Origin of the sequence: Paenibacillus sp. BIC5C1, assembly GCF_032399705.1 — a bacterium.
Taxonomy (GTDB): Bacteria; Bacillota; Bacilli; order Paenibacillales; family Paenibacillaceae; genus Paenibacillus; species Paenibacillus taichungensis_A.
Window position 1 is genome coordinate 3,480,192 of sequence record NZ_CP135922.1, and the last position, 25,046, is coordinate 3,505,237.

Sequence of the window (25,046 nt, forward strand, 5' to 3'; positions counted from 1 at the left end):
AGTGCCTTAATTGATTTGCGTTTATATACAATTTCAATTCGTACGAAGCTTCGGTGCAGCATCAGCCGGACTCGCTGAGCGTTCTTGCTGTTTGGAGATAGCGAATAGCGCAATCCAGATGAGGATGAAGCCCACCAGTTGCTCCCATGTAATTAATGTACGGAATGCAATCCAGTTTACCAGTACACCGGCCATCGGGAAGCTCAGTTCTGCGAGCGTTGCGACTGAGGCTTTGGTGGAAGAGAGCCCTTTGTAATATAAGAGAAGACTCAGTAACCCTGGCAGTAATGCCTGACCCAGAATATTAAGTGCTACAGCCGCCTGTTCACCTGTAGCGGAAGGGAATGTCCAGGCAGCACCTTCGTTCCACGTCATAAAGATCAGCAGCGGCAAGGCTACGACAAAGCGCAGGGAGGTGACCGTTTCATAACGGGTTTGCCCCAGCATCAGCCGTCCCATAACCGTTGAACCGCCCCACAATGCAGCTGCACCCAGTGATAACAGGCTGCCTGCATGAACCCAATTGTCCCAGTTGCCAATGGGAAGAGTGAATCCGAACGTGAGCAGGTATGTTCCTGCAAGTGCAATGATAAACAGTCCGCCGAAGCGGCGAGGCAATGTTTCTTTCAGCAAAAGCTTAGCCAGAACAATCGCAAATAGCGGCTGCATCTTCTGCAATAACAAAACGGTGTTGGGATCGTTATGTGTCAGCGCCAGGGTGAATAAGACCGTGGCGAGAGCAGATCCTCCCCAGGAGATAAAAATCACGGCAATCCAGTGGCGTGCACGCAGGTTTTTCAGATCAGCCCGGAACTTCCACAACACGGGAATTGCCACAAGGCTGACAATAATATGTTCCACCAGTACAATCTGAGTGGAGGTCATCGTTTTGAGCAAAATAATACGAAACAGTGGATCTACACCCCAAAAGGCGGCGCCGAGCACGACGAGCCAGAATCCGGTATTGCTTCGTTCCTTGCGGTAAGCTGTTGATGCAGATTGGGTCTTTTCCATATTCAGGACTCCTTCGTCAGAACACGGAATCTTCAGTTGGCAAAATCGACAAAAGCCCCCGTTTTGGTATACACCAAATAAACGGGGGCTCAATCATAAACATGTCGTACGAAAATAAGCCTTTCCGTAACGGCATGTCAATGTGTTGATCTTCTCTCATCCGGACTGTACCGTCGGCCTTGGAGTCACACCAAGTCAGTCGCTGAATCCCTACATCGGGTCAAACAGCGAGTCGCGGGCTGGTTCCGAAGAACATCACCGCCGGTTGGGAATTGCACCCTACCCCGAAGATCCTATTCAATTATATTGTGTATTGAACAAGCTGTAACATTAATAAGTCCATCTTATTCCTGTAAGCGCTAGCAGTTCAAGTGTTTTTTTTAGAATATGATATTCCAGCTCCCTTGTTGTCTGCGTAGTAATACAATCTGGCCTGCATGATACGCATCGTGTAGTACCCAGCGAGCTAGTTCATGAGCCCATTTTTCATCCGTATCCATATATGGAGCTTCAAGATCGGATTCTTCCAATGAAGCTAGTTGATCACGAAGCTGTCCGGCTAATTGTGTTGTATGTTGCATAAGTGTATTCCAGCCAGTGGTATCGGAAGGGTCGCCGGGATCACCGAAGGTGGATTCATTGTTTTCGGCAGGTGTACCGGAGGGTGTTTTGCCCTGAATGCGACTCATCAAACGATAATTATAGTAATACATATGGTTAGCCAACTGCCAGATGCTTAATCCACCGGATGATGGAACCCAGGCTGCCTGTTCAGCAGTAAGTCCTTCGAGTGCCTTGGATAAAGGCACAATCCAGTTACATTGATCCCAGGTGTCATCTTTCTGAATGAGCAATAGTTCTGTTACTGTTGTAGTCATCGATTTTCCTCCCTAAAATAATTTCGTGGTAACTAGCTAAAGTGCTTAAATGTGGTTACAATTAATATAACCCAAACAGGAGTGGTTGTAACTATCTTTTTCACCATTAGAACGTTACAATTTAGCGGAGGTATATATGGATAGACTATGGACTGATTATGTGAACAGTGATTACCATGACTGGCGTGGCGGAAATCGTTCAGAGGACAGGCTTGGTAAAGCTCAATGGCAGCAGGCATTCCTCAAACAATGGCAACTGAACGCATTGGTACCTGCTTCTTCAGAAGAGCATGGAGCCTTGAGAAACTTCAGAAATGAATTGCAGGCGCTTGCAACTCGTTTATCTGATGGTAATACATTATCGGACAAAGACAAGGAATGGCTTAACGGCATAATGGAGAAAGGTCAAGTCATAAGAAGATTGAACACTGGAGATGAGGGACTGAAACTTTCACTTATTCCTGTAGGAAGTCAATGGCAACAGGTCATGGCAGAGGTCGCGGCCGATTTTGCCAACACATTGGTTGAAGGGGATGGGAGAAGGATACGTATCTGTGATAATGCGGATTGTCGCTGGATTTTCTATGACGATACGCGTAGCAGAACTCAGAAATATTGTGATGACAAGATGTGCGGTAATTTAATGAAGGTTAGAAGATTTCGGGCAAAACAGAAGAAGGATCAGCAGCAAGAGTAAGATGTACGCACAGAAAGTGTGATTTGCTGTACTTTGTTGTTATAGACAGGAAAATACTAGAAAGAAAATATGAAATCCAGAAATTGCATGTTCCCAATAACTGCTATATAATATATATGAACTTAAAATAATTCAGTTAGTAATTCAGTCAGAGATTAACATCCGGGATTCAAGCGTAAATCCAAAAAAACAATGATTGGAGATGTGTCTTGTGGGGACAAGTTATCTACTGAAAAATGGTTGTGTATTGTCTATGGATTCGTCGGTGGGTCAGTATAGACGGGCAGACGTTCTCATTGAGGATTCTCTTATAACTGCCATCCAGCCCGACCTGAATTGTATTGAAGCGGAAGTTATAGATGCATCGGAAATGATTATACTCCCTGGACTTGTAGATACGCATCGGCATGTATGGGAGTCACTTGTAAAAACAGCGGGAACCAACTGGTCACTGCCGGTCTATCTGCAAAATCTCTATTATGGAGCGATGGGAAGTAAACTCCGGCCACAAGACAGCTATATCGCCAATTTGTTGGGTTCATTGGAAGCGCTTAATGCAGGGGTGACCACGGTGCTTGACTGGAGTATGCCGTATTCCTCGGAGCACACGGATGAACTGATTCGTGGACTTCAAGATGCGGGTATTCGGTCGGTTTTCGCTTATGGTCTACCAGGTGAGACGCCCTACTGGAACAGAGAGAGCCAGCTGACGTATTCGAATGATGTGAGAAGAGTCAAGGAACAGTATTTTTCCTCACGGGATCAGCTGCTTACGTTCGGCCTTGCTATTCGTGGTCCGGAGTTCAGCCATTGGGATACCGCGGTGAAGGAAATTCAGCTTGCCCAAGAGCTGGATGCGATATGTTGAATGCATGTCGGCTTTGGAAGCTGGGGATCTGTAGATCGATCGATAAGTAAAATGTATGAGGCTGGTTTGCTGAGCCCAAGTCTGAACGTCGTACACGGAAATACGATGGATACGGATGAATATAAAATGTTGGCCGACAGCGGGGCCTCGCTGTCCGTCACACCGGAAGTAGAGATGATGATGGGACACGGGTACCCGGCAACAGGGTACTTTCTTGAAAATGGAGGAACTCCAACCCTGGGAGTCGATGTTGTAACATCAACGGGTGGAGATATGTTCTCCCAGATGAAATTTGCACTTCAAGCTGAACGTTCCCGGGAAAATGAACAACTTTTGCTGCAGGGTGAAATGCCAGGTGAGCTTAATCTGCAATCCAGTCAAGTGTTGAGATTTGCAACTTCTGCTGGGGCGAAGGCTCTGGGACTTGAACAGAAGATTGGTACACTTACGCCAGGTAAAGAAGCGGATCTGATTATGATCCGAACTACCGACCTTAACTTGTTCCCGGTGCATGATCCGGTTGGAGCCGTCGTTCAATTTGCCAATCCATCTAATGTGGATACTGTATTTGTAGCAGGTCGTCCGGTGAAGCGCGAAGGTAAGCTGCTGCATGTCGATCTGAATGAGGTCCGGCGGAAGGCTTTGGACAGCAAAGAATATCTGCTATCTCAATATCGCATGTCGGATGCAGAGCGAATTGTATTTTCATAAGTGTGATGATCCATGTGAGTGAAAGAGCGATTCTCATAATGAATGGAAAGTGAGAGTGTTCTCATCTGTCTCATATATTTCTCTTAGATCTAATAGCGTAACAAGTGATGGGCCGCATAGGGATATGCGGCTCTTTGGCGTACCTTTTTATCGTGCAACATGGCAGGGGAAACAAGGATTTAGCAACAAAAAGAGGCGAAAAGGCACTGTATTTGCACAATTGCATGTAACAACGGATTTATGATGTTTTGCTGAAGAAAAAAGCTGTTAAAAAACTGCGCATAATATAAATTATACGCAGTTTTGATTTAAAACGATTTTCATAATCACCCCTGTCCAACAGATCATGATAATTTTCGTCTGGAATGAACAAAATATACCATCATCCCGAAATAAATTTAACAAAGCAACGCGACAAAGTGTAGAAATCGATAGATTTTTGTAGTTGATAGGTAAGATAGAACAAAGGGCTTTTTCATAGAACAGATGAACCAAAAAAAATATTAGAAGTTTAGGGATACAATCATCATTTTCAATACGAGAGGAAACTGTGTATGAATCAAAACCAGAATCGATCTTCCCTGTTTAGAAAAAAGCCGATAGCCACCGGAGATAACGAAAGCAACATGTTGAAAAGGGTGCTTGGCCCATTTGATCTGATGACTCTCGGGGTAGGAGCAATCATCGGTACGGGTATCTTTGTACTCACAGGCGTTGCTGCTGCAAAATATGCAGGCCCCGGTTTGGTACTGTCTTTTCTGCTGGCAGGTATTATCTGTGCCTTCGCTGCATTGTGTTACTCGGAGTTTGCATCCAGTGTGCCTGCTTCAGGAAGTGCGTATACATATAGCTATACCGCTTTTGGCGAAGTCATTGCCTGGATTCTCGGATGGGATCTTATTCTGGAGTATGGATTTGCAAGTGCGGCTGTTGCTAGCGGTTGGTCTGGATATTTTCAAACGTTATTGTCCGGATTTGGGTTGCAATTACCCCATGCACTCACCAGTGCATTTAGTCCTGAAAAGGGGACCTATTTTGATATCACCGCAGCAGCGATCACGTTAATCATTACATTCCTGCTCACCCGTGGAGTGAAAGAGGCTGCTCGTGCCAACGGAATCATGGTAGCGATTAAAATTATCGTTGTTCTGATCTTCATCGGTGTGGGTGTGTTCTATGTGGAGCCGGATAACTGGAAACCATTTCTTCCATTTGGCATCTCCGGGGTAACCGCAGGGGCGGCAACAGTATTTTTTGCTTACATTGGTTTCGATGCGGTCTCTACGGCTGCGGAAGAAGTGAAACGTCCTCAACGGGACTTGCCAATCGGTATCATTGCCTCCCTTGCGATCTGTACCGTGCTTTACATCGTTGTATCGTTGATCCTGACAGGGATGGTACCTTTTCACATGTTGAATGTGAGCGATCCGGTTGCCTTTGCCTTTGAATTTGTTCAGTTGAAAGGATTGTCCTGGATTGTTTCGCTTGGAGCGATTACGGGAATTACCACGGTATTACTTGTAATGATGTATGGTCAGACACGTTTGCTTTATTCCATGTCACGGGACGGACTCTTGTCTCCGGTATTCTCCAAAGTCAGTGGCAAAAGCCAAACACCCGCTACGGGAACTTGGGTTGCTGGGATCATCGTCGCTTTATTCTCAGGTTTCATATCACTTGGCCATCTGGCAGAGTTAACCAACATCGGAACACTGTTTGCTTTCGCGGTTGTGAGTCTGGGGATTATCGTATTGCGGAAAAACAACCCCGAACTGAAAAGGGGATTCCGCGTGCCTTTGGTTCCACTGATTCCTATTCTCAGCGCTGTTGGCTGTATGTATCTCATGACACGTCTTGCGGCTCTGACCTGGATCACGTTCTTTGGTTGGTTAATTATTGGTTTAATCATCTACTTTGCCTACGGACGTCATCACAGCCATTTGAATCCGGCACGCCGCATATCGGACACGTTCAGAACAATAAAGGGAAAATAGCTACCATAGCAGATGCCCTACATTGTAGAGATATCTTAAAAGGTTAGTAAATTAAATTAATTTGTAACATTGGAGCTATACGTTAATAGAGTCAACTCCACAGTCTCATACCGCATCGCCAAAACGGCGTGGTATGGGGCTTTTTTTTGTGAGAGCAGTTCGTGTGTTATGAAAAAAATGGTAATATTTAAGGTTATATATGGGTATCTAATAAGTAATACATCTGTCCTTGTGAGTGGAACCGGGGTTGCGGTCAGGGCAAATATAACATATATTTGGGGGTGTGACATGCCATCAGACATAGGAGAGGGGATGTATCATGAACACACCATTACATACCAATCAACATCACCAAAATTCGAATTTCGGTTTTGCATTGGCTGACTCAGCCGTACTTGCCGAGACGAAGCTAATCCTTTCACATCCAGAAGACACAAACGAATTTGTATTGGACATTGATCCGCAGCGCCTTTTGAAGGATGGACGCAAAGTATCGGTTGTTGCGCAGCATATGGATACACCGCCAGTTCGGCAAGATACCATTATCATATATGGGGAGGAGCTGGGATTCTCACAATATACAGTTACCCTGCGACCAGACAGTACATGCTCGCTCACTCCCATTGAAGGAATAGATCATCCGATCGTATTGGATTTGAGAGACTTTGCAGAAGGGGAGTACGAGCTGCGAATTTCACTGCACGTCAAAACACCCCGCATCGCGGAGGGGCCACTGGAGCCCGAGCAGCATGCCATGGTGAAATATGCTCAGGTGGTAACTGTAGCGATATGTCTGTTTCCAGCCGAAGCTTCGCAGATGAATACAGCGCTTGAAACGGTGTGGACACGGGATAATCATGTGTTTGACTCCTACGGCAGTGGTGGCTTTATTCTCGCAGATCTGTCTCGTATGGCGAGACGTGTAGAAGATCTGATCGGTTCTGGAAACCATAATCTGATTGAACAATTCAGTGAGGGTGATCTATCGGATACCTTGCTGGAGGAAGGTCTCATGGCGATTGCCTGGGGAGTAACACCATGGTGTTATTCGATATATTCGGCTCCAGATGAACATTCGAGAACTATAATTTCGGTAGACAAGCTGGGTGATAAACCTCAGACCACGGGAATATACCGTGTGCATCCTGAAATTAAACAATTAAGTATCGTGCCGGTAAACGAATTGGCTTACTGGCCATCCTGTACAGAGAAAACATGGCCTGTAATTGATGTTGCGGGTGAAGGTGAGACCTTGCGTATGGACTTGTTTGTTCAGATCTGTGAATCAGTGAATGGACTGCACGAAAATCCACTGCCTTCATTTTTACTCACCCGCAGTGAGGGAAAACCCGAAGCGATCATCCCACTAATCGACGTCATTATAGTAGACTAATAAATAGAAGTGTGGTGACAAACACAGATGATGACTGAAGAGATTCAGGAGCAATACGCTGATGAGCTTGAAGCTTTTCATATATGGATGAAAGATGCAGGGTACACGGGACATACGGTAAAATCATATACAGGTGACGTTGCTGAATTTCTCGTCTCTATTCATGGAAAGTCACTGGAGCAGGTCAAAAAACTTCATGTGTTATCCTTCTTGTCCCGAGCTCGGGAAAGAGGGGTCAGTGACTCGACGCGGAATCGGAAACACGCAGCGGTTAACTGTTTTTACAAGTCATTGATTGAGCTTGAATTGGTGACCAATAACCCCGCTTTCGGAATCAAGAAATCCAAAACCGAGCAAAATCGGGCCCCCGTCTTTCTTGACGAAAGCGGTTTGGAACGATTTTTGCAATCGGTCGAGGGCAAGTATCGTACACGAAATCTGGCTATTTTTCTACTCATGGGATATATGGGGTTGCGGGTTGGAGAGGTGCATGCCTTGAACTGCAAAGACTATAATGTGGATCGGCGCACGTTGGATGTATTCGGTAAGGGCCGGAAATGGCGTACATTGCCTGTACCTGAGACCGTTGCCGAACTGTTATCGCAGGCTCTTCAGGAGCGGCTGGATCCATGGCGGGCGAAGGAAGAGGCATTATTCGTCTCACAAAAGGGGAAACGATTGTCGATTCGCAGTATTCAGCTTATATCGACTGAAACCTTCGAACGTTTTCAACAGGAATCAGCCTCCAATCAGCGTGTGAACTATTCCAGTCATAAACTGCGTCACTCATTCGCAACCATGATGCTTAGACGCGGAGCAGATCTGCGAACGGTTCAGGAGCTGTTGGGTCACTCCTCCATTCAAACCACCACGGTGTACACCCATGTAACCAGCCGCGAGAAGGAAGAAGCGATGGCCTTACTGGATGTCAAACTTCCCGCATTTGTGGCTGATATGTAAAAGAGAAGCTTCATTTATATAATAGAAGCAAGTAATGGTAGAGAAACCTGTCCAAAATGACAGGTTTTTTGCATTTTGATGATAGAGCAGCAATAATACATTTAATGGAAGTATGAGAGGGGATCAGAAATTATAAAATAATCTCGTGATATTAACGGAATAATTATTATGTTAACTTAAAATTATATAATCAATGTTTGCTTTTCTTGTTCATAAGAAATAGGGTGATAAACTAGCCAGAGATTGAATTGAAACTTAACGATATACAACAGTGTAAGCTATTTACAAGACTAAAGGACCACCCGTATCCTCTTAAGGAAGTTACAGGTGGTCCTTTAGTTATACAAACTTAACGATTTTGCTCATGATAAAACGTGATTGGTCCAACACCAGGATTTACTCCAGTCCGGCAATCTGCTCTTTCAATTTGTTGGCAGAGGCCTGGAAAGCGACTTTCTCCGTCTCATTCAAAGGAAGGGGAAGAATCTCGCGCACGCCGTTGCGGTCAACCACACATGGAACACCCAGATATACATCGGATACGCCATTGTAATCTTCCAGCAATGTGGAAACGTTCAGTACAGAGCCTTCATTGCCCAGAATGGCAGCGACAATACGGTCCAAAGCGAGCGCAATTGCATACGAAGTGGCTCCTTTGGCATTAATAATCTCATAAGCTGCATTTTTGGTCCGGTCGAAGATATCCTGCTGTGTTTCTTCATCCAGCTCCAGATTCGTTCCTGCAACGTTGGCAAGACTCCATACTGGTACTTCGGAATCACCATGCTCCCCGATAATATGCGCGTGAATACTGCGTGGGTCGATTCCTTTGTTTTTACCAATAAGGTAACGGAAACGTGCGCTGTCCAGTAACGTACCAGAACCAATTACGCGAGAAGCGGGCCAACCGCTTTGTTTCCAAGAAGTATAGGACAAAATATCTACAGGATTCGTTGCAATCAAAAGAATACCATGGGAATTAACTTCAGTAATACGTTCAATGATTTCTTTGAAAATGCTTGCATTTTTCTTCAGCAGATCAATGCGAGTCTCTCCTGGTTTTTGGGAAGCACCCGCAGTAATAATAATAATGTCTGCGTCTTTGCAGTCAGAGTAATCGCCTGCCCATACTTTAACACCTCCGGTAAATGGGAGACCGTGGTTCATATCCAGCATTTCGCCGGTAGCCTTATCATGATTCACATCCACAAATACCAACTCGGACGAACGCTGTCTTAACATCAGCGTGTATCCCGTTGTTGTTCCCACCGCACCCATGCCTACAATAACGACACGACTTGGTTTGAGCGCTGCACTGTTTACCATTTTCATATCCTCTCCTTTTTGGGGTATACTTCCATCCATATTAAGGGATAAGCGTGTGAAAAGCGAGCGATGTCTATAAACTTTTTCACATTTCATGTCTTTTTGCGGAAGGTTTCGTCGAAACCCTGGTTTATGTTCCACAGAAGAAACAGATACAGTAAAAAGATCGCTGTTTGCTTCCAGAGAGTGGAGATGAGCCTTTTCGACATCGTTTGTGGTAGAATAGGAGCAGTGGATTCAGATGAATCGTAAAAACAACATGAATGGACAGGCATGCGCGCCTGCTTATTGGATGAGAGAGGTGGAAACCACTTGCGTTCGCAATGGATCAAAATCGCGCAGACAGTGTTGCTGTCTATCGGTATAGCTGCTCTGCTGGCGGCTTGCACCGATTCGGGAGAGCCCCCGGTGGCAGAACCGCCACAGGAGCAAGAAGATAACGGGAATATGGGCCAAACATTAACTGTTGTTCCTCCCGCAAACAGTACACAAGCTGCGGATACAGCTAAATATCAAATTCAGACCCGTTTAACTGATTTCCAGTTGCTTAACGGTAACGGTGGATTAGCATGGGGCGTGACGCGGAACGCCTTGCGTCTGTATTATACTCAGGATCAGGGAAGTACCTGGATCAACATCTCACCTTCTGAAAATGTCCAGTTTCCAGCTAATCCGCAATATGGACAAAGCATTTATTTTGTAGATAGTACACATGGATGGATTGTTCGTGAAGGGATGGGCGGAACAGATACAATGGTACTGCGCACGAACAACGGAGGAGCGAGCTGGAGTCTGTCCTCCTTGTCGAAGACGGATAAGGTGACGGCCATTACATTTGTTTCTCCTGAAAAGGGCTGGATATTGACCACAGTGGATACTTCCATTGGCAAGCAAGACAAAAAACTGTATCTTACCGAAGATGGTGGCATTACATGGAATCAGATGACTTCCAGTGACGAGGACGGCAAACCAGCATCTGCAGAGATCCCCACACGGGGATATTCAACTGGGATGACTTTCTCGGACTCGGATCACGGGTTCTTGACCGCTCTAGAGTTCGGTACGCCGAAATTGTACGTTACAGCGGACGGTGGCCAACACTGGAAGGTGGGACCTTCGTTTTTTGACCGAAATAAATTTAATGGATGTGGTAATTTCAACATCAGCTCCCCACAATTTTTTGGTCGGGAAGCTAAAACAGCTTGGATGTCGATATCCTGTTCTCAGGGGGAGAGTACCAAATTTAACGGATTTTTCACTACCAATGGTGGAGAGAGTTGGCAGTTATCAACGTTCAGTCTGAATAAACAAACCGGAATCAATCGCGGTCTGACTCCTACATTTCTGAACTCTTTGGAAGGTTGGGTCATGCAGAAAGGCAAGACTTATTACACCAAAGATGCCGGTAAAACCTGGAAGGCACTTCCTGTAAGTGAAGTGTTGGAAAACATTCTCAAAGAGTATCCTGAAATCGTCAAGCTCCAAATGGTTTCTTCGAAACTGGGCTGGATTTTGGTCGAAAATACGGATGCCAAAAGATCGCTGTTGCTGCAAACCGTAGACGGCGGTGTACGGTGGAAAGTACTGTAATTGCGGTTGAATATAACGTGTTTAGAAGAGGAACCTCCGGGTTTCTTTTCATTTTAATTACTTTGTGAATTAAATCACAATAAATCCCTTCAAATGATGTTATATTGAATTCAAGAAGAGATGGGAGTGATGAACATGAGAACGAATGAACAAGCTCAATTCACGCAGGCGGACGAGTTAACCAGATACATGCTCCAATTATGCTACACATGTGATGATGCCAACCGTTGCACTACTGAGGAAGAAGTCAAAGCATGCATGGCGAAGTACGCACAGGCTGATGAGCCGGAGCAGACGGATGGCGGAGAAGTTACACGCGGATATATGGATATGATGTACGCTTAACAAACGAGCAGATAACATGTAGCTTATAGCAATATATTGCCTCCAGATTGGGGGCATTTTTTTATTGTGATTTATAAATCGCATCTGGATACAAATAAGGTCAATTCAGGATTTTTACTTTTTAAGGTTCGTTAGCATGGAAAATGCATTTAAGTCTGATATAGATCATTTGGAAAAATTACAACCAACAGAAAAACCAATTTGAATCCGAAATAACAATTTCCCTGTTCAAGCGCATATATATTACAGAAGACGGGTCAAGACTCCGGCTGTCCTAGGTTTGATGAACGGAGGGGAGAGACATGGGCATTGAATCATCCTGGATGTTTGATTTTTTTGGAACCGTCTTTCCGGTAGTATTTGTCCTGATTATAGGTATTGTTCTTCTGTCGGTAGGGAAAGAAGTATGGAGATGGGGGCGCAATAACTCAGAGCCTCTGCTTACCGTACCTTCACGGATTACCAGCAGGAGAATGCAGATGAGTCAGTCGCACTCCGAACCAGGAAGTACAGCCCGTACGCTTTATTACATTACTTTTGAAGTGGAGAGCGGGGATCGGCTCGAATTCAAAGTGAATGGTGATGAGTACGGTTTGTGCGCCGAGGGAGATGAAGGTCGACTCTCTTTCAAGGGAACGCGTTATGTAGGCTTTGAACGCTACAATCGTTTGTATTCAGAACGTGTACGCGGATAAACCGGCTGGCTTGCGCCATAGTGGCGTAAGCTTTTTTTAATTTCTTTTACGGACAAGCGTTTCTTAATGGGGCTAACGTGTTTGTATATAAGAAGAGACTTTATTCAATTTATGGTTCATATTCGGTGAGTTGATGTAGACTTATGTGATGAATGGACCATCCCAATAGAGGAGGAAATGATGATGTCATTTACAGATCAAGTCGTGGTTGTGACGGGAGCAGCCAAAGGAATCGGTCGAAGTGTAGCTGAGGCCTATGCGGTTGCAGGGGCTAAAGTCGTACTTGCAGACCATGAGGAAGCGGAAGGGGCTGCTGCAGCAGCTTCGATTCGCAATGAAGGCGGAGAAGCCATCTTTGTCCAATGTGATGTACGTCAAGAGAAGGATATAACGAACCTCATTCAAAAGACAATGGATGAATTCAAACAGATTGATGTACTTATAAACAATGCGGGTGTCTCCAGATGGAAATCTCCCTATGAGCTAACGCTGGAAGAGTGGGACGATATACTCAATACCAATGTGCGAAGTTGCTTTCTCGCAAGCCGGGAAGCGGCCAAACATATGAAGCACAACGAAAATGGCGGAGCGATTGTGAACATGGCCTCAACACGTGCGTTTATGTCAGAGCCAGAAACAGAGGCTTATGCTGCTTCGAAGGGAGCTATCGTGGCATTGACGCATGCCATGGCTGTATCCTTGGGTAAGGACAAAATTCGGGTCAATTGTATCAGTCCGGGATGGATTGAGACAGGCAATGTTGAAAAATTGAAGCCAGAGGACCATGAACAGCATCCGGCAGGACGTGTGGGTGTTCCTTCAGATATCTCCCGCGCTTGTTTATATTTGTCCGATCCGAGCAATACCTTTGTCACAGGGACCAACCTGATTATTGATGGAGGCATGACCCGAAAAATGATATATGAGGACTAGTACCGGGATTTCTCCGGTCAATTGTAAACTTTTGAAAACATAGCAGAAATAAGCCCAAGTTAAGCACTTGGGCTTATTTGTTTTTGATAACTCGGTTGCTATAATAAATGTGATTTTACCACAGTACAGGAATGGAGGGAGATTATGTTCGGGAACTCATCCCGGAAAGTGTTTTGGCTATTACTGCTGATTGGAGGGATTATAATGACAGGCTTTGAATCTACTGCGGAAGCTGACGCAGATATACGAGCAGCCTGGGTATGGCAGGCCAAGTCTGTCAGTGATGGAGGAAATGAGCTGCTGGAAAATGCAGCTAAACATAAGATTAACAGACTGTATGTGAATGTAGATATGAATCTGTCAGAGGAGGTCTATCATACGTTTATATCCAAAGCCAGCAAGGCTGGAATTGCAGTTGAAGCTCTGGGCGGAGATCCTTCATGGGCAGTGAGTGGTCGTGAAGGTCCAATGCTCAAACTGGCGTCCTGGGTGAGCAATTATAACTTGGCTGCTAAACCGGAAGAGCGATTTGACGCCATTCATCTGGATATCAAACCTTATGTATTGCCACAGTGGAAAGAAGATGCCAAACCGCTGGTCCAATCCTGGGTTGTCAATATGAAGCTCTTGCTGGAACAGGTGAAACAGGCTGGTGCGGTTGAAGTGAATGTCGACTTGCCTTTTTGGCTAGATTCTTATACTGTGACGGGTAGCAGAATTACTGACGATGCGGATAACGAGTCGTTGTCACACTGGTTTATCGGACAATTTGATCATATTACGCTGCTCGCTTACCGTGACAGCGCGCAAGGAAATAATGGAATTATACGTTTGGTAGAACAGGAAATGATATGGGCGGACGCCAGAGATGTATCTGTTACCGTTGGCGTAAATACCAAGCCGATGCCTGGGGAAGAGTTCACTACTTTTGCCGGAAAAGGTGCAGCACAATTGGAGAGTGTCATAAGGGAAGTGGCATCTGCATTCTCGGATCATGCTTCCTACGCAGGTTCAGCTGTGCATGACATCGTGTACTGGGGGCAGCTGGAGCCAGAGGAAGTACCATTACCAGAGAATCCATCCAATCAACCGGAAATCAGGGGAACCTATATCTGGCAGGCTTCTCAAGTTACAAATGACGGTGGAGATCATATTCTGGAATTCGCCAAAGAGCAAAACATTAATTGGTTATACGTCCGGCTTGATTTGGATCAGCCATACTCCAGCTATCGCAGTTTTGTGAAGCGCGCACAGGCTCAAGGTATTGAGGTTCATGCCATGGGCGGCCATCCAATCTGGGGGAAAAAGGAAAATCGGCCACGGATACAACGCTTGATTGATTATGTAAAAAATTATAACGCTGAGTCTGAACCGGATGAACGTTTTAAGGGAATCCATCTCGATATTGAACCATATACCTTACCTGAATGGGAAAATGATCGGGATACGCTGCTGACTGAATGGGCTGCCAATATTGCTTATTTCCATGAAGAGACGAAAAAGGACAGTGATCTGGAAACGAGTGCCGATCTGGCCGTTTGGCTGGATACGTATCCGTTACCAGGAAGGGACATGTCTGTCAGTGAATACATGATCACAACACTGGATCACATATCGCTGATGGCATTCCGTAACATTGCTGAAGGCTCCAATGGAATTGCCGACGTCGTCAGTCAGGAAATGAAAATTGCGGATCGTTTGGGCAAGCCACTCTTGATCTCGGTGGAGATGAAAGAGAATTTTGAAGGTAGGCATATTTCATTTTATGATAAGGGCGCAGCGGAGATGGAGCGTCAGCTGGCACTGCTTCCCGATCTGTTAAGTGAGTATAAAGCCTACAAAGGTAATATCGTACATGCTTACGATTATTGGATTCAAGCCAAGCCCTGAATAGGCAGGTTATATAGGAAATGTTATGTCTCGGGACTTCACTTAGGGTGAGGTTCCGGGATTTTTTTTACGGTAAAAAAATAAAATCGTGTCACCGAATAGGCATCTGCACAATACGATATACGGTGATGAAGAGGTTCAACAAGGGAGGAAACAGGATATGGCTGTTATTAAAGCCAACTCGGAAGACGTCAAGCTGCTCGCTAGACTGATGAGAGCGGAGGCTGAAGGTGACGGCGAACAAGGCATGCTGCTTGTAGGCAATGTGGGTGTAAACCGGGTGCTCGGCGATTGTTTGGATTTCGGTGATATTCGGGACATTAATCGAATGGTGTTTCAGAACCCGGGTGGCTTCGAATCTACGCAAAAAGGATATTTCTACCAACGGGCAAGACAATCGGAAATACGCTTGGCACAGCGTGTCATTAATGGTGAACGCTTCTGGCCGGCCAGCAACTCTCTCTGGTTTTTCCGTCCGGTGGGAGAATGTCCGCCAACTTGGTATGATCAGCAAAATACAGGCCGCTTCAAGGCGCATTGTTTCTTTAGTCCGACAGGCGAAGACTGTCCGAGTGTATTTTAAATTTTGGGAGGAATCAATATGATTAACCAGCCTTATCAACCGACACAAGTTATGGGCCAACAAGCCAATTCACAAGTGCAAGGAACGTCTTATAAAATCGGTAACGGTATGCCGATGATGTCGCCAACACCAGGCATGGTTTCACCTAGTTCCACAAGCGTACCTCCGCTTGTTTCAAGCGGCGCTCCAATGACACCTACGGGTGGAGTGGTAACCACTACTGCGCCACAGTTTGAACAATCCTACATCGAAAATATTTTACGGCTTAATCTGGGTAAATGTGGAACATTCTACATGACATACGAAGGCAATAAAGAGTGGAATGCCCGCATTTTCCAAGGTATTCTGGAAGCCGCTGGTCGTGATCATATCATTATCAGTGACCCGAACACTGGAAAACGGATCATGCTTCTCATGGTCAATTTCGACTACGCAACATTCGATGAGCCATTGTTGTATCAATATCCAGGTGTGATCGGCAACTATCCGCAACAACCAAGCAGACGCTAATCTGTAGAGAAAAACAGAACATAATATAATATGGCGATACACAGGCTGTCTCGAATGTGGAAGTTATTCCGCAAACGGGGCAGCTTTTCCTATAATATGATAAAGAGCATAATCAAATAGAAAATTAAACATAAGCAGAAGTAACCTTTTTCTCAAATCATGGCACTTAAAGATAAATACATCAAGCAGCAAGCGCATAGGAAGGAGCAAAACATATTGAAAACATGGATCGATGGAGCAATCCAGGGGGAAGCCGAGGCTTATGAACAGCTGGTGAAGCAATTTCGCGGGATGGCACTGGCTGTCGCCTATCAAAAATTAGGGGATACGTTCCTGGCCGAAGATGTGGTACAAGAGGCTTTCACGGAGGCCTTTGCGAATTTGTCCAAACTGGACAATCCTGATGCTTTTCCCGGGTGGTTCAAAATCATCGTGGAAAGACAGTGTTACCGTCTTATGAGGCGTAAGCAGCATGGCACCATCCCGGTCCTGGAGATTCAGGATGCAATTCAGGAAGAGAATCAGGCTCATAATCCTGAAGAACAGGCTTTGAAAGGAGAGGTGCATCGCCTCCTGCGAGATTCGATTTCCATTTTGCCAACTTCCATGCAGCTTGCTGTTGAACTGTTTTATTTTCAGGGCTACTCGCTCAAGGAAATGTCGGAATTCCTCGGGGTTAATGTTCCGGCTCTAAAAAAACGGTTGTATGATGCCAGATCCAGGCTCAGACGTTCTTTGCCTGTGGCGGATGTGATTTCAGTATTTAGTGATCTATACGAAGGAGGAAAAGGAATGCTTCACATTATGAATGGTGACCATGCGGCAGATCGATTAAGACAAAGCGGGATTCAAGGTGAAATTTTGGTCTGGCGAGAGCTCTATACATTTGGACCGATAACAAGAGATATGGGTAATGAGAAGGATCGAAGTGAACGTGCCATATATTTGGAGCAGCACTTGGGTATTCCACAGAATGAATATTTAAAAATCAAAGAACTTGAGCAGACACTTAAGTCATTCCATCAGCACGAAGAGATCGTCCTTTGGTTTGAGTATGACCTTTATGATCAGGCAATGCTATCGTATTTGCTGCATTATTTCAGGGAACAGGACCTAAAGAATACAAAGCTGAATCTGTTATGCATCGATACCTATCCGGAAATAGAACATTTTCGGGGACTTGGGCAGCTTACACCATCACAGATTGGACGTTTATCAGGTACTTGGCACGTGATGGGGGCAGAGGAAATTCAGGCTGGCAGCGAATTTTGGACAGCGTATGCATCATCAGACATTCAGGATCACAAGGACTACTTGCTGAAAAATACATCGCTTCTCCCTTTTGCACATGCCGCTTTCAAGGCCCACCTGTCACGTCTGCCCTCTGTATCGAACGGACTGGGCATCATTGAGCAATCCACACTGGAGGCCGTAAGAGAGGGCGTGGATAGCCCTTATCCATTATTCAAGCACGTTGGAGACCAATTGCATGTCTTGGGAATGGGTGATCTGGAGTATTGGGCTCATCTGAAGAGAATGACGGATGAACCTCATGCTTTACTTCAACTAAGTGGTGTACAAGCTTTTCCAAACTTCCAGCAGCATCATGACGAATTCCGTCACGGTGTCTTGTCTTTGACCGAACTAGGTATTCAGGTACTGAACGGAGAAGCAGATTGGGCACTATTAAGACATGATACATCCTGGATTGGAGGTCTTCAGATAGGGGAAGGGGAAGACACGCTGTTGCGCTGGGACACCGTTAATGAGTCCGTAGTGATCCTATAGAGAATGAGATGGCATCAGAAATAAAATCAGTAGAAGCAGTAAAGAAGTGTTAAGTAAACAGGCTAACTGATCCTCATCATCCAAAAAATCGTGAAAAAAGAGTATCCCGCCATGCCCGAGCATGAGCTAGGATACTCTTTTGTTAGTTCAACCGTTATTCTACTTGGACGCATCCAACTTCAATGCAGTTACCATTTTGCGGAACACGTCCGTATTATCGAGATAGCCAGAGAACAAGCGGGACCCTGGTCCCGAAGCGTTGATGGGCACATCGTCGAATGTGTGGACTTCCTGCCCTTCATCATGAGGCAGGTTACCCGTATAGTGAACACCGTCCGGGTCTTTGTCCGGGTTAGCGATATACCATGTTTTGTCTTTCACGTTAGGGTCCTGGATGGTAGGGCTGATTGGCACCGGATTAGCGAGATAATCCTCATTGTTATCCGGCATATTGCCCCAACCAACAGCAATCTTCCACTCGGAATCCGGATTGTCCGGGAATCCATCTCCGTTTGCATCCACATACGTCGGGAACTTGGAATCAGCATATGTGCCGATCAATTCGCGGAGTTCGTCACCCGATTTACCTTTGGCGGCTTCCGTGTTGTACGTTCCGTTTAGAGTAAGGGAATGACCGTGGTCGGATGTGACGATAACGAGCGTATCCGGGTGTTTCTTCGCATATTCCTTAACCCGACCAACCGTTTGATCGAATTCAATGGCATCCCATACGGAGCGTTCAAAATCCATCGTGTGAGCCTGTTTATCAATCGATGCACCTTCGACCATCAGAAAAAATCCGTTTTTGTTCTGTTCCAGTACCTGAAGAGCTGTGTCGGTCATTTCCATCAACGTTGGCTGATCGGTATCCTTGCCTACAATTTCTGCATTGTTAGGCTGAGTATACTCCCGGTCATAATATACGTTCATGTTGCCTTTGCGGAACAATCCCAGCAAAGATTTGGTAGAGGCAGACTTGTCCAGATTTGTTGCATCCGTAACGTAGGTATACCCTTCTTTTTTGAACTCCTCCACAATATTGCGTCCATCTTTGCGTTTTCCGCCGTCAGCTGCTGGAAGGAACCACTCCAGACCACCGCCCAGAATAACATCCGGTCGATTGGCTTCATTCAGATACATGCTGGCAATCGCTTCTTGCTCCCCGCGCTTACGTGTATGTACAGCCATCGCAGCAGGTGTCGCGTCTGTCACATCCGCAGTCGTTACAAGGCCAGTAGCCATACCACGTGTCCGTTTCACCAGCTCAACGATGTTTTCCACCTTCGGATCGTCAAATGGGTCTGGTGTATTGTCCGGGTAGACACCTTCGGCATTGACGGCCGTTTTGTGACCAGTTGCATAAGCGGAAGCACTATTGGCGGAATCAGTGACGATCGAATCCATACCGGACGTGGTGACCATGCCCATGGCATCCATTTGCTCCATCTCCAGCCAACCCTTGAATTTACCTTCGTTAATACCCTTGGATACAACACGAGCGGCGGTGCGAATATTGGCACTCATGCCATCGCCAATCATCAGAACGACATTTTTGGCTTGCTCACCGTTTGTCAGTGTTGCCGAGTCTTTGGAAGGATCGAACACTTGGTATACGACCCGTGAATATGTACGCTTGCCTGTAGCCGTCGTCTCGGCGGTTACCACAATGGAATCACTCTCTTTAAAGGCAACATCCCGGATGGTGTATTCCGTGCTCAGGTCGGTGCTGCTTGTCCACGTTCCAGACTTGCCAAAGTATTTGTCCGGTGACAAGCCATTAACCTGGATTTTAATGTCTTTCGAATTCAACTTGGCACCGTTTAGCTCAACCCGGAAATCGAGCTTTTGGCCTGCCAGAATTTGAGCGCGGTCAATAGGTAAAATGGTAAATGCGGCAGGGGCCGTCTGTTGCTGAACAGATACGGGTTCAGCATTGACCTGCCAAGGCACTGCTGTAATTGCAACAGCCGCGCTGAGTAGTAGAGCATTCCATTTCATAGCATGATGGCTTTTCATGAACATACCTCCGAGATCAATTTGTTGTTCTATTTGGAAGTATATAGCTGAATGATTAACGGAGCGTAAGAGAAAAGTTAAACCGAAAGCAATAAGATGCATATATTTGTTTGTAAAACGTAAAAAAAACGGCGTATTCGGCACATTTGTTAACGAAATAGCCTGTATGCATCATTTCGTTGTCATAGGACACGGATTGACTGTGTAGTGTAGAATTATATAATAAAAGAAGCATATCCTTGTTATTCGACAGAAGAAGGTGGAGGTGAACGCATTGGGAAGTTGAAACTGCATATGAGCGGCAGAATGGCAAATATCCTACATTTTCGAAGGAGGTGGACCTATTTGCCGAAGAATGACGGCGAATAGGAAGATAATTTGAGTGACCCCTTACCGAGTATATTAAATTTATTTTTAATTGCTTTGCTTGTATTGATGAATGGTTTCTTTGTCTCGGCAGAATTCGCGATGGTCAAAGTTCGTGGCAGCCGGATTGAAGCATTAGTGGAAACGGGTAATAAAAATGCGATTTATGCTTCCAATATTGTACGCAACCTGGATGCTTATCTGTCCGCGTGCCAATTGGGCATAACGCTTGCTTCACTTGGACTTGGGTGGCTGGGAGAGCCGGCGATTGCTCATCTGTTAGAGCCCATGTTTACTGCATTTGGAATGGGTCCGGTATACGTACACGGAATCTCCATTGCGATTGCTTTTGTTATTATTACGATTTTGCATATTGTACTCGGGGAACTTGCTCCCAAGACGATGGCTATCCGCAAATCAGAGACGATCACGTTATGGTCTGCGGCGCTGCTTACGTTCTTTTACAAATTAATGTATCCCTTTATATGGGCATTGAATGGTATGGCGAACAGCCTGCTGAGAGTGTTTCGCATGGCACCGGCCTCGGAGCATGACTCGGCGCATAGTGAAGATGAAATACGCATTCTGATGAAAGAAAGCAATAAGAGCGGTTTAATTGATAATACTGAATTGGCGCTTGTTGATAATATATTTGATTTTACGGCAACAACCGCCCGTGAAATTATGATTCCGCGGACGGAAATGATCTGCCTGAATGCCAATCAGTCCATGCTGGAAAATCTGGAGATTGCCAGTGAAAGCATGCGTACCCGTTATCCGGTTTATAACGGTGACAAAGACCATATTATCGGTTTTATTCACATTAAAGACCTGATGCGATCTCAGCTTACAGATACCATTTCGGTGATTCGGCCGATTCTCGCAGTACCCGATTCCACTCCGATCAGTGACCTGCTCAAGCGGATGCAACGTAGTAAGACACAGATTGCCATCCTGATTGATGAGTACGGAGGAACCTCCGGGCTTGTAACGCTTGAAGACATCATGGAAGAGATCGTGGGCGAGATTCAGGATGAATTTGACCAGGAGCGTCCGGCGATTGAGAAAGTGGATGAGATGGAATACTCCATTGACGGCCTCATGCTGATTGAAGAAGTAAGTGAGCGCTTTGGGCTGGATATGGACCGGGCGGATTATGATACGATTGGTGGTTGGTTATACTCCAGAGTAGAGACCATCCCACCCGAAGTAGGGCAGTCGGTAGAGTATGATGGATATGTCTTTGTAATTCAAGAGACCGAGCATAAGCGGATTTCACGTGTGAATGTGATTAAGCTTGATCTGATGGTTGAAGGCGAGGGCGCCTAATCCAAAGTATTATTTTTGGAGACAGGTGATCCCGGTCTATAGGGAGGCCGTACGGTGGATGATTCCACTGTGCGGCTTTTTGTTTACCCTATAATCGTAGCATGCACGGCTGCAAACAGGGTATAATGGAACGACTTTGCAAGATAGGAGAGGTTGAGATTGAGCTATCGCATTGAGGTTGGATTTACGCCTGTATTTGAATTCATGGCCAGTTTGCATACATATATTTGCCGAAAATCGCATAAAAAGATTGATTTATCCATAGCCTGGGCGCAAGAAACAGAAAGGCAGCTAACCCCTGAGCTTGCTGCTGTCTTGCAAGAGATGAACGTGAATGATGATTGGAAATGGATGTATCTGCTTGTCTGTTTGCGAGTGGAAGCTGAGGAGCCAGAGGATTTTATTGAATGGTTCAGCCAACGAACAGTACTTGACCTTCATGACATTTTTAGTCGGTACAGTTTCCCGTATACGGATGATATCGCTGCTTTCCAGACCAATATGACCTATGTCCTAACGGGCTGGAATGAGCAATATTTTCGCTTGTTGGATCCCGTAATCCTACAACATCTGCGCCAGGAGGTTCTGAACCGTAAGGAACAGTTAAATCAATCTCCCCAGAAAGAGGTACTGGATGATGCGACCAACGGGTTGATGTTCCGGGACATGAAGGGGCTGGATAGACTGCTGCTTGTGCCACAATTTCATTTTCAGCCCCTAAATGTCATCCTGCATTTTGGGGATACTCTGCTGTGCCATTATTCCTCCAGATTGTATATGGGAGACCAGGAATATATTCCGACCCATCATTTGCGTGTGATTCGCAGCTTGGGAGAGAAGAATAGACTGAAAATCATGCGTTTTCTGCATCAGGGACCACGTTCGTTCATCGAAATTGTTCGTCACTTGAAGCTTTCCAAAGGGATTACTCATGACCATCTGTCCAAGCTTCGTGGAGCAGGGTTGGTCTATGCGCATTTTGAAGGAGAGAGCCTGGTTGAGTATTCACTTCGTGTTCATGCACTGGAGCAAATTTTACCGAATGTCATGAATTATTTGGAGCAATAACGTTTATCAAAATGTGGTTTTTAGAAAAAAAGTATTCCCTCGATACAGCCGTATGTTTGTTGTGGCCGAACTGAAATTTATTCAGGAAATCCGCGCAAAACATACGGCTATTTTATCGCTTTAAAGTGGATATTAATGGGTTTAATATAAATATTTTTTTGTGGTTCTCTATTTACAGAACCAAATGCGGTTCTTATAATAGGGCTTATCGAACTTATACCTTACTAATTTCATAGGAATTATATATATTCTGGATTACTCGGGAATTAGGAACGGCTGAGCGAGAAAAATATGGATTATTTACGAATTGGGGAGGATTTTATGAGAATGAAAGGTTTATCTGTGGCATCGTTAATCATCAGTAGTGCAATTGTGTTATCGGCATGTGCTGGAGGTGGGGGAGCAGAGACTACTACTGCTGGAAGCGGGACAACAAATTCGGGCACACAAGCGACTCCGGTTTCAGCAGCACTGGATGCACCCTTTCAGGCAACGGACCTGAATCAATTACCTGAGACGGCAAAAAAACGAACGGATACGGTGATTGTGGGACTTACGGATCCCAGTGGGGCTTTCACACCGTACTTCCATCAGAGTGGATATGATGGCAACGTTGCTTCATTGTTATTTGCTTCACTAGTGACCGTAGATGAGAAAGGTTTACCTGTTCCTGATCTCGCTGAAAGCTGGGATGTGTCCGAGGATCAGCGTACATACACGTTTCATCTGAGAAAAGATTCCAAGTTCAGTGACGGCTCGCCGCTCACCGCAGAGGATGTCGCTTTTACATGGACCATTCTGCATGATAAGTCGTATGACGGGGGATTTGATATTTTCTCCACCAAGGTAAAAGGCGGCAAAGCGTATACCGAAGGAAAGGCAGATCACATTGAGGGTATTCAAGTCATTGATCCGTTAACGATCTCGGTCACGCTGGAACAACCAAACGCAACTGCTCTGCTTACATTGGGCTCAGAGGTGTTGTCCAAAGCCTACTACGGCAAAGACTATCTATTTGGAAAGCTTGAATACATTAAAAATCTTCATGCAGCACCTGTAGGCAATGGCCCTTACAAACTTGAAAAGTTCATTCCGGGTCAGGAAGTACGATTCGTTGCCAACGAATTCTACTACAAGGGCAAACCGAAAACGGAGCACTTCATATATAAAACATCGGAAGGAGACACCTGGCAGTTTATTGAGACCGGAGAGATCGACTTCACTTCGTTCACGGCTACCCAGGAGAATATTGATAAGCTGAAAAACATCCCATACCTCAACCTTCTGCCTTACACACCAAGTACATACGGATATTTACAGCTTAATCTGGAGCATGAACAACTTCAGGAAAAAGAAGTACGGCAAGCCATTACCTATGGCCTGGATCGTCAGTCCATCTATGTGGACGCCAACCAAGGGGCAGGCGCTGTTGCCAACATTCCGACTTCACCAATTTCATGGTCTTATACGGAAGACGGCATTAATCCATACGCCTATGATCCGGACAAAGCGAATCAATTGTTGGATGATGCAGGCTGGGTGCCTGGAGCGGATGGCATCCGCGAGAAAAACGGGAAGAAGTTGTCCCTGCATTTCCTCGGAACGAAAAGTCCGGCCACGGATATCTTCATTGCTGTAGCCAAAGAAAACTTCGAAGCGATTGGTGTGCAGTTCCAGCCTGAAGTGTTTGCCGATTTCAACTCACTTGTATCCAAAGTGGAGGGCGGAGATTACGACGTGGCTTCCTTCTCCACCCCGATGTTAACAGATCCTTCAGACGGTGTGCTGCAATTTGTAGATGGTGAGCTGAAAGGGTACGACAATCCCAAAGTGAAAGAGCTGTACAACAAAGGACTGGCTACGACTGACATTGAGGAGCGTAAGGCAGTATACAAAGAGCTGTACCAATTGCTCAATGATGAGCTGCCTGTCATTTTTACCAGTTACAAAAAAACAGTTTATGCCTATAACGGTCGGATCGATGGGCTCTCTGTCAGTCCATACCGCGGGATTGCAACCAGCTTGCCGGAATGGTCTTTGAAATAAGCGGTTTTATGAATCAAGTAACATCAATACCGAAATAAACAAAACG

19 protein-coding genes, 1 pseudogene and 1 riboswitch are annotated in these 25,046 nt (G+C 45.5%); of the genes and pseudogenes, 16 read left to right on the forward strand and 4 right to left on the reverse strand.

The window, feature by feature from the left end:
* Nucleotides 1-33 precede the first annotated feature (33 nt).
* Nucleotides 34-1,014 (reverse strand): DMT family transporter, encoded by a 981-nt coding sequence (locus RS891_RS15640; RefSeq protein WP_315796054.1) that lies wholly within the window; start codon nt 1,012-1,014, stop codon nt 34-36.
* Nucleotides 1,015-1,158: 144 nt separating this feature from the next.
* Nucleotides 1,159-1,310, reverse strand: a riboswitch (FMN riboswitch).
* An 84-nt stretch (nt 1,311-1,394) separates the two neighbouring features.
* Nucleotides 1,395-1,892, reverse strand: a complete 498-nt coding sequence (locus RS891_RS15645; protein ID WP_315796056.1) for a DinB family protein — start codon at nt 1,890-1,892, stop codon at nt 1,395-1,397.
* A 136-nt stretch (nt 1,893-2,028) separates the two neighbouring features.
* Here RS891_RS15645 and RS891_RS15650 point away from each other — a divergent pair, with 136 nt between their 5' ends.
* The 5 genes and pseudogenes from RS891_RS15650 (at nt 2,029) to RS891_RS15670 (ending at nt 8,515) form a co-directional block, all read left to right on the forward strand.
* Nucleotides 2,029-2,589, forward strand: coding sequence for a CGNR zinc finger domain-containing protein (locus RS891_RS15650; RefSeq protein ID WP_315796057.1), 561 nt, complete (start codon nt 2,029-2,031; stop codon nt 2,587-2,589).
* Nucleotides 2,590-2,791: 202 nt separating this feature from the next.
* A pseudogene (locus RS891_RS15655) lies at nt 2,792-4,168 on the forward strand (amidohydrolase family protein).
* Between the two features lie 554 nt (nt 4,169-4,722).
* On the forward strand, nt 4,723-6,162 hold the full coding sequence (locus RS891_RS15660) for a branched-chain amino acid transporter BcaP (RefSeq protein ID WP_113054704.1): 1,440 nt from the start codon (nt 4,723-4,725) through the stop codon (nt 6,160-6,162).
* Between the two features lie 319 nt (nt 6,163-6,481).
* Entirely contained in the window at nt 6,482-7,555 is a 1,074-nt protein-coding gene (locus RS891_RS15665; protein ID WP_315796059.1) for a hypothetical protein, read from the forward strand.
* A gap of 27 nt (nt 7,556-7,582) precedes the next feature.
* Nucleotides 7,583-8,515, forward strand: a complete 933-nt coding sequence (locus RS891_RS15670; protein WP_113054702.1) for a tyrosine-type recombinase/integrase — start codon at nt 7,583-7,585, stop codon at nt 8,513-8,515.
* Between the two features lie 396 nt (nt 8,516-8,911).
* Here RS891_RS15670 and RS891_RS15675 read toward each other — a convergent pair whose 3' ends face one another.
* A complete protein-coding gene (locus tag RS891_RS15675) occupies nt 8,912-9,841 on the reverse strand; it encodes an L-lactate dehydrogenase (protein ID WP_090898036.1) in 930 nt (309 codons plus the stop codon).
* A gap of 312 nt (nt 9,842-10,153) precedes the next feature.
* Here RS891_RS15675 and RS891_RS15680 point away from each other — a divergent pair, with 312 nt between their 5' ends.
* The 8 genes from RS891_RS15680 (at nt 10,154) to RS891_RS15715 (ending at nt 18,175) form a co-directional block, all read left to right on the forward strand.
* Nucleotides 10,154-11,431 (forward strand): WD40/YVTN/BNR-like repeat-containing protein, encoded by a 1,278-nt coding sequence (locus tag RS891_RS15680; RefSeq protein WP_181586675.1) that lies wholly within the window; start codon nt 10,154-10,156, stop codon nt 11,429-11,431.
* Nucleotides 11,432-11,566: 135 nt separating this feature from the next.
* Nucleotides 11,567-11,776, forward strand: coding sequence for a hypothetical protein (locus RS891_RS15685; protein WP_146752149.1), 210 nt, complete (start codon nt 11,567-11,569; stop codon nt 11,774-11,776).
* A 302-nt stretch (nt 11,777-12,078) separates the two neighbouring features.
* Nucleotides 12,079-12,471, forward strand: coding sequence for a DUF2500 domain-containing protein (locus tag RS891_RS15690; RefSeq protein WP_062319566.1), 393 nt, complete (start codon nt 12,079-12,081; stop codon nt 12,469-12,471).
* A 183-nt stretch (nt 12,472-12,654) separates the two neighbouring features.
* Entirely contained in the window at nt 12,655-13,404 is a 750-nt protein-coding gene (locus tag RS891_RS15695) for an SDR family NAD(P)-dependent oxidoreductase (RefSeq protein WP_315796334.1), read from the forward strand.
* A gap of 204 nt (nt 13,405-13,608) precedes the next feature.
* Nucleotides 13,609-15,294, forward strand: a complete 1,686-nt coding sequence (locus tag RS891_RS15700; RefSeq protein WP_258530736.1) for a hypothetical protein — start codon at nt 13,609-13,611, stop codon at nt 15,292-15,294.
* 160 nt (nt 15,295-15,454) lie between these two features.
* Complete coding sequence (locus RS891_RS15705) at nt 15,455-15,877, forward strand: cell wall hydrolase (RefSeq protein ID WP_113054697.1); 423 nt, start codon at nt 15,455-15,457, stop codon at nt 15,875-15,877.
* A gap of 18 nt (nt 15,878-15,895) precedes the next feature.
* Nucleotides 15,896-16,387 (forward strand): spore coat protein GerQ, encoded by a 492-nt coding sequence (gene gerQ / locus RS891_RS15710; RefSeq protein ID WP_397333696.1) that lies wholly within the window; start codon nt 15,896-15,898, stop codon nt 16,385-16,387.
* Nucleotides 16,388-16,603: 216 nt separating this feature from the next.
* On the forward strand, nt 16,604-18,175 hold the full coding sequence (locus tag RS891_RS15715) for a sigma-70 family RNA polymerase sigma factor (protein ID WP_315796064.1): 1,572 nt from the start codon (nt 16,604-16,606) through the stop codon (nt 18,173-18,175).
* A gap of 159 nt (nt 18,176-18,334) precedes the next feature.
* Here RS891_RS15715 and RS891_RS15720 read toward each other — a convergent pair whose 3' ends face one another.
* A complete protein-coding gene (locus tag RS891_RS15720; protein WP_315796066.1) occupies nt 18,335-20,191 on the reverse strand; it encodes an alkaline phosphatase in 1,857 nt (618 codons plus the stop codon).
* 378 nt (nt 20,192-20,569) lie between these two features.
* On the opposite strand from RS891_RS15720, the gene RS891_RS15725 reads away from it, so the two are divergent.
* The 3 genes from RS891_RS15725 (at nt 20,570) to RS891_RS15735 (ending at nt 25,000) form a co-directional block, all read left to right on the forward strand.
* Nucleotides 20,570-21,886 (forward strand): hemolysin family protein, encoded by a 1,317-nt coding sequence (locus RS891_RS15725; protein ID WP_110000146.1) that lies wholly within the window; start codon nt 20,570-20,572, stop codon nt 21,884-21,886.
* Nucleotides 21,887-22,045: 159 nt separating this feature from the next.
* Nucleotides 22,046-22,954, forward strand: a complete 909-nt coding sequence (locus RS891_RS15730; RefSeq protein WP_315796068.1) for an ArsR/SmtB family transcription factor — start codon at nt 22,046-22,048, stop codon at nt 22,952-22,954.
* A gap of 321 nt (nt 22,955-23,275) precedes the next feature.
* Nucleotides 23,276-25,000, forward strand: a complete 1,725-nt coding sequence (locus RS891_RS15735; RefSeq protein WP_315796069.1) for an ABC transporter substrate-binding protein — start codon at nt 23,276-23,278, stop codon at nt 24,998-25,000.
* Nucleotides 25,001-25,046 lie beyond the last annotated feature (46 nt).